Consider the following 11400-nt stretch of genomic DNA (forward strand, 5'->3'; position numbering starts at 1 on the left):
CTGGGCGGTGGCTCAGTGTGCTGCCATGCTGTGCATGGTTGCCACCGCCTGTCGAAGGCCCGGCGCCCAAGAATGCTCGGCACGCCCAGCCGCTGTCGATCGCTCAGAGGTGTAGTCGGCGGACGCCGAGGCGCAGACGACGGGTCGAGCGGATGCACGACGTGCCGCCCGCCTGGCGAGGCGGACGGCACGTCGTGGCGTCGAGAGGTGGTCGGCCCTAGTCGTCGTCGCCCTCGGCGTCGACGGGTTCGTGGACGTGGGCCTCGCCGGTGACGGCGTCGACGCGGATGACCGTGCCGTCGTCGAGCTCGACGACGGGCCGGTGCTCGAGCCAGGTCAGCGTCCAGCGCCACGACGTCGCGTCGACGCCCTGGTCGGCGAGCTCACGCTCGACCTGGGCGACGGCCCCGAGGACGGGAGCGGGCAGCTCGGCCGGAGCCGCGCCTCCCACGCTCCACCGCGTGCCGAGCTGCATCAGGCACCCGCCGTCGGAGCAGGGGCGGCAGCGGCGTCGGCCGGCTGCTCGGCGAACACGATGTCGCCGACCGCGAGCTCGTCGCCCTCGGCGAACGACAGGTCGGCGATCTTGCCGACCGCGGCCAGGTCACCCGCCGCGAGCCTGACGAGCTCGAGCTGCGCGGCCGGGCCCGAGATGACGGCCGAGGCCACCGGGGTCTTCTGCGAGGCCTTCGCGTCGGACTTGGCCCGGCGCACGAAGATCAGGGCCTGGCCCACGAGCCCGACGAGGCCCGAGGGGCGCTCACCGTCGGCGAGGCCGAGCTCGTCGACCGTCGGCCAGGCTGCCCGGTGCACCGAGTCGTCGTGGGTCCACGACCAGACCTCTTCGGTCGCGAAGGGCAGGTACGGCGCGAGCAGGCGCAGCAGGCCCTCGAGGACAGTCCGCAGGGCGAGCACGGCCGAGGCCTGCTCGGCCGGGGTCGTCGCCCCGTAGGCGCGCTCCTTCACGAGTTCGAGGTAGTCGTCGCAGAAGGCCCAGAAGAACTTCTCGGTCGTCTCGAGCGCGCGGGCGTGGTCGTAACCCTCGAGGGCCTCGGTCGCGGTCTCGATCACGGCGGCGAACGACGCGAGCAGGTCGCGGTCGAGCGGCTGGGTGATCTCGAACTCGCCCGAGGGCAGCTCGAACGAGTACACGAACTTGGCCGCGTTCAGCACCTTGATCGCCAGACGGCGGCCGATCTTGATCTGCTTCGGGTTCTGCGGGTCGAAGGCGGCGTCGGTACCCAGTCGGCTCGAGGCCGCCCAGTAGCGCACCGAGTCCGAGCCGTGCTCGTCGAGCATGGCGGCCGGGGTGACGACGTTGCCCTTGGACTTCGACATCTTCTTGCGGTCGGGGTCGACGATGAAGCCCGAGATCGACGCGTTCTTCCACGGCACGGTGCCCGACTCGAGCTGCGACCGCAGCATGGTCGAGAACAGCCAGGTGCGGATGATGTCCTGCCCCTGGGGGCGGACGTCGTAGGGGAACACGAGGTCGAAGAGCTCGGGGTCGCGCTCCCACCCGCCCGCCAGCTGCGGCGTGAGCGACGAGGTCGCCCAGGTGTCCATCACGTCGACCTCGCCCTGGAACCCGCCGGGCACGCCGCGCTGCGACTCGTCGTAGCCGGGCGCCGTGTCGGACGCCGGGTCGATCGGCAGCTCGGCCTCGGTCGGCACGATCACCTGGTCGAAGACCGGGTTGCCGTCGCCGTCGAGGGGGTACCAGACCGGGATCGGCACGCCGAAGAAGCGCTGGCGCGAGATCAGCCAGTCGCCGTTCAGCCCGTTGACCCAGTTGTCGTAGCGCACGCGCATGAAGTCGGGGTGGAAGGCCACCTGGGTGCCCCGCTCGAGCAACGATGCCTGCAGCTTCTCGTCGCGCGCGCCGTTGACGACGTACCACTGACGGGTCGACACGATCTCGAGCGGCTTGTCGCCCTTCTCGAAGAACTTGACGGGGTGCGAGATCTTGCGGATCTCGCCCACCAGCTCGCCCGAGGCGGTGAGCTGCTCGACGACCGACTGCTTGGCGCTGAACACCGTCTTGCCGGCCAGCTGCGCGTACGAGGCGCGACCCGCCTCGGACGTGATCGCCTCGGGCGCCTCGCTGACGAAGCGGCCGTCGAAGCCGATCACGGCACGGTTCGGCAGCTGCAGTTCGCGCCACCAGACCACGTCGTTGGTGTCGCCGAAGGTGCAGACCATCGCGATGCCCGAGCCCTTGTTGGGCTGGGCGAGATGGTGCGCCACGACGGGCACCTCGACGTCGAAGAGGGGAGAGCGCACGGTCGTGCCGAACAGGGCCTGGTAGCGCTCGTCGTCGGGGTGCGCCACGAGCGCCACGCAGGCCGGCAGCAGCTCGGGTCGCGTGGTGTCGATCAGCACGTCGCCCTGGCCGTCGGTGCGGTGGAAGGCGAGCTTGTGGTACGCGCCGGGCATCTCTTTGTCTTCGAGCTCGGCCTGGGCGACGGCCGTGCGGAAGGTGACGTCCCAGAGAGTGGGGGCGTCGGCCTGGTAGGCCTCACCGCGCGCCAGGTTGCGGAGGAACGCCTTCTGGGCGATGGCCTGCGACCCGTCGTCGATGGTGCGGTAGCTCTGCGTCCAGTCGACCGAGAGGCCGAGCTTCCGCCAGACGTCCTCGAACTGCTTCTCGTCCTCGACGGTCAGGCGCTCGCAGAGCTCGATGAAGTTGCGGCGCGAGATCGGCACCTGGTCGGCGGCCTTCGACGACTTGTTGTCGCCGCCCTCGAAGGGCGGCGTGAAGTCGGCGTCGTAGGGCAGCGACGGGTCGCAGCGCACGCCGTAGAAGTTCTGGACGCGACGCTCGGTGGGCAGGCCGTTGTCGTCCCAGCCCATCGGGTAGAACACGCGCTTGCCGCGCATGCGCTCGAACCGGGCCTTGACGTCGGTGTGCGTGTAGCTGAACACGTGGCCGATGTGCAGGCTGCCCGAGGCCGTCGGCGGCGGGGTGTCGACCGAGAACACGGAGGCGCGGCTGGCGCCGGTGCGGTCGAAGCGGTAGGTGCCGTCGCCCTCCCAGACCTGACCCCAACGGGCCTCGAGTCCTTCGAGGGCGGGCTTCTCGGGCATCGCTGACGGCATGGTCTTCTCCGGTTCTGTGGACGGCACCGTGTCGGTGGGGAGGTGCCTGGTTGTGGGACTGCGACCAGTGTACGCACCCTCGCGACGCCCTCTCGGGAACCGCCGCCGCGCCTCCGGAGGGTGCGGTCGCTGCACCGATGCAGTCGCTGAACTGGTACTGACATGGCAGCCCTGGTAGGCTCGACGGGTTTTTGCCGACGCTGGGGTCGACGTCCACCACCCGACGACCTGGAGGCCTCACCTGATGTCAGCCAAGAAGCACGACAGCACGAAGCCCGCCCGACGGAAGCTCACGACCGACGACGTCACCGTCGTCGAGGAGGGCCTGCTCAAGCGCGCGGTCAGCGCCGCCGCCCTCGGCAACGCCATGGAGTGGTTCGACTTCGGCGTCTACGCCTACATCACGACGACCATCGCCCAGGTGTTCTTCCCGCCGGGCAACGACGCGCTGAACATCCTGTTCACCTTCGGCACGTTCACCGCCGCGTTCATCGTCCGCCCGATCGGCGGTGCCTTCTTCGGCCCGCTCGGCGACCGCATCGGCCGGCAGAAGGTGCTCGCGCTGACCATGATCCTCATGGCCGCCGGCACCCTGGCGATCGGCCTGATCCCGTCGTACGCGACGATCGGCCTCTGGGCGCCCGTGCTGCTGTTGCTCGCCCGCCTGCTGCAGGGCTTCTCGACGGGCGGCGAGTACGGCGGCGCGGCCACGTTCATCGCCGAGTACTCGCCCGACAAGCGTCGCGGCTTCATGGGCTCGTGGCTCGAGTTCGGCACGCTCGCCGGTTACGTGCTCGGCGCCTCGCTGGTGACCGGCCTGCAGCTCGGCATGAGCGAGGAGGCGCTGCTCGCCTGGGGCTGGCGCATCCCGTTCTTGATCGCCGGGCCGCTCGGCCTGATCGGCCTGTACCTGCGGCTGAAGCTCGAGGAGACCCCCGCGTTCCAGAAGCAGCAAGAAGAAGCGGCCGGCCGCGAGCACGTCAAGGTGCCGTTCGTGAAGCTGTTCGCCGAGAACTGGCGCGCGCTGATCGTGTGCATCGGCCTCGTGCTGGTCTTCAACGTGACCGACTACATGCTGCTGTCGTACATGCCGACCTACCTGACCAACACGCTCGGGCGCAGTGCGACCTCGGGCCTGCTGCTCGTCATCGTCGTGATGGTGCTGATGATGATCGTCATCACCTTCAGCGGACGCCTGAGCGACCGGTTCGGCCGTCGCCCGGTGCTGTTCGCCGGCTGCATCGGCTTCTTGGTGCTGTCGTGGCCGGCGCTGAAGCTCGTGCAGTCCGAGAGCACGCCGCTCGTCTTCGTCGGCCTGCTCGTGCTCGGCCTCGTCCTCGTCACGTTCACCTCGACCATGCCCTCGACGCTGCCCGCGTTGTTCCCGACGATCATCCGCTACGGCGCACTGGCCATCGCGTTCAACGTGTCGGTCTCGCTGTTCGGCGGCACCACGCCGCTCGCGACCGAGGCGCTCGTCGTCTGGGCCGAGGGACGGGGCTTCTCGTGGGCCCACGACATCCCGGCGTTCTACCTCATGGCCGCGGCCGTGATCGGCCTGGTCGCCGTGTGGTTCACGAAGGAGACCGCGAACGAGCCGCTGCTCGGCTCGGGCCCGTCGGTCGCCACGGACGACGAGGCGCGCGAGCTGGTCGAGGCCTACGCCGACGAGTCGAGCGAGGTCTCGACGTCGGACTGGGGGCTCGAGTGGGCCCAGTCGGGGCTGATCGACGTCGTCGACCCGAAGGCCGCCGAGGCCGACGCCGCCCGCCGCGGCTGAGCGGCTCGCGCTCCGGGTCGTTCAGGGGCGCGCGGCGAGCAGTGCCCGGGTGTGTGCGTGCCGTGGGCGGCCGAAGACGTCGGCCGTGCGACCCTGCTCGACGATCCGGCCCTCGTGCATGACGGCCACCCGGTCGGACATGTGCTCGACGACGTCCAGGTCGTGCGAGATGAACACGTAGGCGAGCGTGTCCTGGCGTTGCAGCTCGTCGAGCAGGTCGAGCACCTGGGCCTGCACCGAGACGTCGAGCGCCGAGACGGGTTCGTCGCAGACGATCACGCGGGGCCGGGGGGCGAGCGCCCGGGCGATCGCGACCCGCTGCCGTTGGCCGCCCGACAACGTGTCGGGTCGGCGCGTGGCGGTGTCGGCCGCGAGCCCGACCCGGCCCAGCAGGGCGACGACCTCGGCCTCGACCGGCCGGAGGCGCGTCTGACGACCGGCCGTCAGGGCGTCGGCGAGCAGCCTGCCCACGGTGAAGCGCGGATCGAACGAACTCGAAGGGTCTTGGTAGATCGCACCGAGATCGCCCCGGCGAGGACGTCGGTCGCGCTCGCGGGCCGGGGCCCAGGGGGCTCCGAGCAGCTCGACCGTCCCGGCGTCGGGATCGTCGAGGCCGAGCAACAGGCGGGCCGTCGTGGTCTTGCCCGAGCCCGAGGCGCCGACGAGGCCGAGGGTCTCGCCCGCCTGCAGCGAGAGCGAGACGTCGTCGACGGCGACCCGGTCGGGGCCCCGGCGAGCCGGGAAGACCCGTCGCAGACCGCTCGCGACGAGGACGGCCTCGGCCGGGGGAGCCGCCGAGGCGACGGGCGCGATCGAACCGTTCGCGCCTCCTGCCGGGGGTGCGACGGACGCGACCGGCGTCGCGGACCCGAGCGCGCCTCCTGCCGGCGGGCACTCGGGGGCCGTGGAGACGGACAGGCGCCGGCCTCGCGGCGCACCCCCGGGCAGCGCCGCCACGAGCATGCGCGTGTAGTCGGCCCGCGGGGCGTCGAGCACGGCGGCCGTGGGGCCCTGTTCGACCACCCGCCCGTCGCGCATGACGACGACGCGGTCGGCCAGGCGACGGACGACGCCGAGGTCGTGACTGATCGCGAGGACGGCCGTCCCGCCGTCGCGCAGGGCGGCGAGTCGGTCGACGACGACGCGCTGCACCTCGGAGTCGAGCGCGGTCGTGGGCTCGTCGGCCACGATCAGCCCGGGTCGCAGGGCGAGCGCCGCCGCGATGAGGGCCCGCTGGCGGAGGCCGCCCGACAGCTCGCCCGACCGGAGCGCCCGTCGTGCCTCCGGGTCGGGCATGCCCACCTCGGTGAGCACCTCGAGCACGCGGGCCCGGCGCTCGGCCGGCGACAGGCGGGTGTGCAACCGCAGGGCGTCGTCGATCTCGCGCCCGACCGGACGCAGCGGGTCGAGCGAGACCAGGGCGTCCTGCAGCACGAGCCCGACGCGCGGGCCGCGCAGCCGTCGCCACCGACGCTCGGTCAGCGTCAGCAGGTCGTCGCCGCCGAGTCGGAGTGCCTCGGCCGTGACCGTGCCGCCGGTCAACCCCAGCAGGGCCCGGGCGGTCACGCTCTTGCCCGAGCCGGACTCGCCGACGAGCGCCACGCACTCGCCGGGGCGCAGCGAGAACGACACGTCGTCGACGGCCGTGACCCCGTCGAACGCGACGTGCAGATGGTCGACGACGAGGTCGTCCGAGGAGGCGCGGCGGTCGTCGCCGCGCGGGGCCCCGGGCCCCGAGGCGGTCGCGTTCACGGTCGTCCCCCCTGCCCGCGTCGGGCGAGACCGCGACCCAGCACGGTCGCCGCCGCGGCCGTCACGACGACGGCGAGGCCGGGGAAGACGGTCATCCACCAGGCGACCGCGAGGTAGGTGCGCCCGGCCGACAGCATGGCTCCCCACTCGGGCGCCGGCGGAGGCGACCCGAGCCCCAGGTAGCTCAGCGACGACGCCCAGACGACGGCTTGCCCGAGGCCCAGCGTGGCGAGCACGACCACCGGCGCCAGCGCGTTCGGCAGCACGTGACGCACCAGCACGACGGCGGGTCGGCGGCCGAGCACGGTCGCGGCCTCGACCATCGGCGACCGGCGGACGGCCGCCACCTGGCTGCGGACGATGCGGGCGTACCCGGGCGCCGTCGCGAGACCGACGGCGATCGTCGCGGGCACGGCCCCGGGCCCGGTGAACGCGATCACGACGAGTGCGAGCAGCAGGCCGGGCAGGGCGAAGAGCACCTCGAGCACCCGGCTGACGCCCGCGTCGGTCGCCCGCCCCGCCCGGCCGCGACCTCCGAGACCGGCCAGCACCCCGAGCGCGACGCCGAGACCGGTGCCGATCACCGTGGCGACCAGTCCGATGGTGAGCGACGCGCCGGCCCCGTGCACGACGCGGGTCCACACGCCCCGCCCGGACTCGTCGGTGCCGAAGGGGTGCGCGAGCGACGGGGCGGCGAAGGCGTCGACCGGCGACACGGCCAGCGGGTCGCCGGGGGCCAGCAGGCCGGGCGCGACGGCCATCGCCACGACGAGCAGCAGGACGGCCGCGGCGACCGTCTCGGCCGCGCCGAGCGGCGGGCGTCGCCGGGCGCGGGACGAGGAGGCGCGGGTCGCCTCGCCACCCCGGGGCAGGTCGGGCAGCGCGGTCACGTCGCACGCCCCCTCGGGTCGACGGCCCGCTCGGCCAGGTCGCCGAGCGCGACGACCACGACGTAGGCCAGGGCCGAGACCAGGGCGACGCCGGTGACGAGGGGGATGTCGCGCAGCGTGACGGCCCCGAGCAGGGTGCGGCCGAGCCCCGGGCGGGCGAACACCGACTCGACGACGACGGCGCCGCTCAGCAGCGAGCCGAACGCCCAGCCCGACAGGGCGAGCCCGGGCAGGGCCGCGTGGCGCAGCAGATGTCGGGCGAACAGCCCCGACGGGCTCTCGCCCCGCGCCCGCGCCGAGACCGTGAACGGCGTCGCGGCCGCGTCCAGCAGCGAGTCGCGGGTGACCTGCCCGAGGAACCCGGCGACGGGGATCGCCAGCGTGACGACCGGCAGCACGAGCCCGGCGGGCGTGCCCGTGCTCACCGGGGGCAGCAGGCCGAGCTCGGTGCTGAAGACGAGGATCAACAGGCTGGCCAGCCAGAAGTGCGGCACCGCCGAGGCGACGACCTCGAGCCCGGACGACACCGTCGCGGCGACCCGGCCGCCGAGGGTCGCCCACCAGGCCGTGCCGATCGCCAGCAGCCAGGCCACGACGAGCGACAGCAGCGCGAGGCCGATCGTGCCGGGCAGCTGCTCGAGCAGCAGCCGGCCGACGTCGGTGCGCAGCGAGTACGAGGTGCCGAGGTCGCCCGTCGCGAGCCTGCCGAGCTGGGCGAGGTACTGCACGAGCAGCGGCTGGTCGAGGCCGTACTGACGGCGCACCGTGTCGAGCGCCTCGGCCGACGCCTGCGACCCGGGCCCGCCGAGGATCGCCTCGGCGGGGTCGCCCGGCACGAGGCGGATGGCGAAGAAGATCAGCGTCGCGACCGCCCAGAGCACGAAGACGGCACCCAGCAGGCGGCCCACCAGCCACCGCCCGGCCCGTCGCCAGCGCCCCGGACGCACCCGGTCAGCTCGCCCGGTAGGCGTCGTACATCGTCGGGGCCTGGACCGTCGGCAGGGCGCGGACCCCCTGGACGGCCGAGCGCACGAGGTAGTGGTTCTGCTGGTCGTAGAGCGGCAGCACGTGCCACCCCTCGAGGATCGTCTGCTGTGCCTGCTGGTAGAGGTCGGCCCGTTCGTCGGCGTCGCTCGTCTCGGAGGCGCGGGTCAGCAGGTCGTCGAGGGTCGGGTCGTCGGTCTGCGACAGGTTGGCGAAGTAGCCGCTCGGAGCCGGGGTGATGCCGGCGCTGTCGTAGAGGATGCGGAGGACGTCGGGCCCGACCTTCGTGTACGGCGCGCTGACCAGGTCGTACTCGTTCGCGGCGAGGGCCCCGTACCAGCTCGACAGGTCGAGGGGTTCGAGGGTGACGTCGAAGCCGAGGTCCTTCGCCCCGGCCTGCACCTGCTCGAACAGGGACTGCTCGGCGGGGATCGACTGGTTCGTGCTCACCGGGAACGTCGCGGCGAGGCGCACGCCGTCCTTGGTGCGGTAGCCGTCCGAGTCGCGCGTCGTCCACCCGGCCTGGTCGAGCAGGTCGTTCGCGGCGCCGGCGTCGACGTCGAAGAGCGACTCGTCCGAGAACGCCAGGGGCTCGACGCTCGACAGCGGGCTGTACGACCGGTCGGCCGTGCCGAAGAAGAGCGAGTCGATGCCGGAGTCGACGTCGACGCCGCGGATGAACGCCTCGCGGACGGCCGGGTCGTCGAACGGTGCCTTGCCGGCGTTCAGCTCGATGCGGTTGGAGGCGCCGGGACGCGGGGCGTCGATCTCGTCGAGGGAGTCGTCCTTCGCCGCGGCGACGAGGGTGTCGGGCTGCGCGTTGTCAATCGCGTCGACTTGGCCGGCCTGGAGGGCGGCGTAGCGCGAGGCCGAGTCGGGGATGAAGCGCCAGACGATCTCGTCGAGGTAGGCCGGGCCCTGGTGCCCTGCGTCGGCCGGGGGGGAGGTGTAGTCGTCGTTGCGGGTGAGCACGACCTGCTGCTGCTTCGTCCACGAGTCGACCATGAACGGCCCCGTGCCGACCGGCGACTCGCAGTTGACCTCTTGCGTCCGGGTCAGGGCTTCGGGGGATTCCATGGCGAGCCACGGCTGCGACAGCGACTCGAGCAGGGCGCTGTCGGGCGCGCTCAAGTCGAAACGGGCCGTCCGGTCGTCGACCGCCTCGACGCCCGTGACCTTGCCGAGGGCGAGGTACCCCGTCGACGACAGGGTCGTGGGGTCTTGCAGGTGGGCCACGTTGGCGGCCACCGCGGCGGCGTCGAACGGGGTGCCGTCGGTGAAGGTGACGCCCTGCTTCAGCGTGAAGGTCCAGCTGAGGCCGTCGTCGCCCTCTTGCCACGAGTCGGCGAGCCACGGCACGACGTCGCCGTTCGCGTCCTTCGAGACGAGTGATTCGAGGTACTGGGTCGACACGAGCGCCTGGGGGTAGTTGCCGCCGACGTGCGGGTCGAGGCAGGTGGGCTCGGCGTCGCCCGACGCGTAGGTGAGCGTGCCGCCCGAGACCGGGGTGGACGAGGCGACGGGATCGCCGCCGCTGGTGCACCCGGCGAGCACGAGGCTCGCGACGGCGGTGGCGGCGATCAAGGCGGGCAGGCGACTGCGCATGGGGCTCCGGGCGTGAGGGGGCGGTGCGTGGGGAGGGGGAGGTCGGGAGCGGTCGGCCGGGCCGACCGGGAAGTCGGCATTGCTGGACCGGGTGCAACAAGTGCGCCGTCGAGTCTAGCGGCATGATGGTCTCCATGTCCGATGGCCCAGGTCCGACCCGCCCCAGGCGTCCCGTCGGACGACCGCGACGGTCGTCCGCCGAGATGCTGGCCGACGCGGCCGCCGAGCTCTTCCTCGAGAACGGCTACGGCCGCACGACCGTCGACGACATCGCGCGGCGGGCCGGCGTCAGCCGCGGGACCTTCTTCAACTACTTCGAGGCGAAGTCCGACCTCTTCTGGCTGGACCTCGACCAGAGCCTGGCCGGCCTCGACGAGCTGCTGCGCGCCTCCTCGTCGCTCTCGCCGGTGCGCGCCGTCGAGGCGGCGCTCGTGGCGCTCGCCGAGGCGCACGACCCCGAGCGGGTGCCCTGGGCGCTGACCCAGTCCGAGGCCATGGCCCTCGGGGACGACCTCGTCGCGTCCGCGGCGGTCCGCTTCGTCCGGCAGCAGGCCGTCGTCGCGTCGTACGTCGCCGAGCGCACGGGACGTGACCGGTCGGACCTCTCTGCCCAGGTCGTCGGCTCGACCCTCGTCGCCGCGGCGTCGGCAGCCGTCGCGACGTGGGCCAGGGCCGGGGTGACGCGGGGCGACCTGGGTCCCGTCGTGGCCGCGGCCGTCGGGCCCGTCGCCGACGGGCTGGAGGCGCGCCCGGCCTAGACGGTCGGGGTGGGTGACGTGGACGGCGACGTCGGCGAGAGGACGTCGACGATCTCGGCCCGCTTCGGGAAGACCCACTTGTTCATGGCCCAGTACCGGAACACCATGGCGAGCAGGGTGCCGATGATCGGACCGCTGACGAAGTCGGCGATCTCTTGCGTGGTCCGCGTGACGTTCGGCACCTCGAGACCGAAGCCGTAGCGCGACAGGTACAGGGGTGCCGAGTTGATCGCGACGCCGATGACGCTGACGGCGACGAAGAGCAGCATCTCGTGGGCGGTGTGCCGCTCGCCGCGGTCGTCGAAGGACCACTTCTTGTTCATCCAGTACGAGACGATCGTCGCGACGACGATGCCCAGGGCGAGGGCGGTGACCGGGTGCTGGGGGATGACGAACAGCTTGAGCCCGTAGTTGATCACCATGGTGATCACGAAGCCGATTCCCCCGACGACGAGGAACCTCGCCGCGGAGGGATGCTCTCTCACGAGCTTGATGACTGCATGCACCTCCTCACGGTATCCGAGGGGGCCAT

The 11400-nt window shown here is 72.4% G+C and carries 9 protein-coding genes; 2 read left to right on the plus strand and 7 right to left on the minus strand.

Features of this window, described 5'->3' with window-relative positions; translation table 11 throughout:
- Positions 1–217: 217 nt before the first annotated feature.
- Positions 218–475, minus strand: coding sequence for a hypothetical protein (locus ITJ55_RS11475; RefSeq protein WP_194595437.1), 258 nt, complete (start codon positions 473–475; stop codon positions 218–220).
- Positions 475–3087: a valine--tRNA ligase gene (gene valS / locus ITJ55_RS11480; protein ID WP_194595438.1), complete on the minus strand. Its 2613-nt coding sequence runs from the start codon at positions 3085–3087 to the stop codon at positions 475–477. The genes ITJ55_RS11475 and valS overlap by 1 nt, the downstream gene beginning before the upstream one ends.
- Before the next feature lie 256 nt (positions 3088–3343).
- Here valS and proP point away from each other — a divergent pair, with 256 nt between their 5' ends.
- Complete coding sequence (gene proP / locus ITJ55_RS11485; protein WP_056262534.1) at positions 3344–4879, plus strand: glycine betaine/L-proline transporter ProP; 1536 nt, start codon at positions 3344–3346, stop codon at positions 4877–4879.
- Between the two features lie 21 nt (positions 4880–4900).
- Here the strand turns inward: proP and ITJ55_RS11490 are convergent, their stop codons facing one another.
- The 4 genes from ITJ55_RS11490 to ITJ55_RS11505 are packed head-to-tail and all read right to left on the minus strand — an operon-like array spanning position 4901 to position 10110.
- Positions 4901–6631, minus strand: coding sequence for an ABC transporter ATP-binding protein (locus tag ITJ55_RS11490; RefSeq protein WP_194595439.1), 1731 nt, complete (start codon positions 6629–6631; stop codon positions 4901–4903).
- Positions 6628–7521 carry an ABC transporter permease gene (locus tag ITJ55_RS11495; RefSeq protein WP_370544134.1) on the minus strand — a complete coding sequence of 298 codons (894 nt, stop codon included), beginning with the start codon at positions 7519–7521 and terminating at the stop codon, positions 6628–6630. The genes ITJ55_RS11490 and ITJ55_RS11495 overlap by 4 nt, the downstream gene beginning before the upstream one ends.
- On the minus strand, positions 7518–8432 hold the full coding sequence (locus ITJ55_RS11500; protein ID WP_228498451.1) for an ABC transporter permease: 915 nt from the start codon (positions 8430–8432) through the stop codon (positions 7518–7520). Before ITJ55_RS11500 ends, ITJ55_RS11495 begins: the two co-directional genes overlap by 4 nt.
- A 40-nt stretch (positions 8433–8472) precedes the next feature.
- Positions 8473–10110, minus strand: a complete 1638-nt coding sequence (locus tag ITJ55_RS11505) for an ABC transporter substrate-binding protein (RefSeq protein ID WP_194595441.1) — start codon at positions 10108–10110, stop codon at positions 8473–8475.
- 134 nt (positions 10111–10244) lie between these two features.
- Here ITJ55_RS11505 and ITJ55_RS11510 point away from each other — a divergent pair, with 134 nt between their 5' ends.
- A complete protein-coding gene (locus tag ITJ55_RS11510) occupies positions 10245–10868 on the plus strand; it encodes a TetR/AcrR family transcriptional regulator (protein WP_194595442.1) in 624 nt (207 codons plus the stop codon).
- On the opposite strand, the gene ITJ55_RS11515 is transcribed toward ITJ55_RS11510, so the two are convergent.
- On the minus strand, positions 10865–11374 hold the full coding sequence (locus ITJ55_RS11515) for a GtrA family protein (protein ID WP_370544135.1): 510 nt from the start codon (positions 11372–11374) through the stop codon (positions 10865–10867). The genes ITJ55_RS11510 and ITJ55_RS11515 overlap by 4 nt on opposite strands.
- Between the last annotated feature and the right edge of the window lie 26 nt (positions 11375–11400).

It is taken from the genome of Frigoribacterium sp. VKM Ac-1396 (assembly GCF_015350895.1).
Lineage (GTDB): Bacteria > Actinomycetota > Actinomycetes > Actinomycetales > Microbacteriaceae > Frigoribacterium.

What these genes read in the sequence shown, in the direction of transcription:
- ITJ55_RS11475 (WP_194595437.1), bottom strand. Translation starts at nt 475, where the DNA reads ATGCAGCTCGGCACGCGGTGGAGCGTGGGAGGCGCGGCTCCGGCCGAG.
- valS (WP_194595438.1), bottom strand. Translation starts at nt 3,087, where the DNA reads ATGCCCGAGAAGCCCGCCCTCGAAGGACTCGAGGCCCGTTGGGGTCAG.
- proP (WP_056262534.1), top strand. Translation starts at nt 3,344, where the DNA reads ATGTCAGCCAAGAAGCACGACAGCACGAAGCCCGCCCGACGGAAGCTC.
- ITJ55_RS11505 (WP_194595441.1), bottom strand. Translation starts at nt 10,110, where the DNA reads ATGCGCAGTCGCCTGCCCGCCTTGATCGCCGCCACCGCCGTCGCGAGC.
- ITJ55_RS11510 (WP_194595442.1), top strand. Translation starts at nt 10,245, where the DNA reads ATGTCCGATGGCCCAGGTCCGACCCGCCCCAGGCGTCCCGTCGGACGA.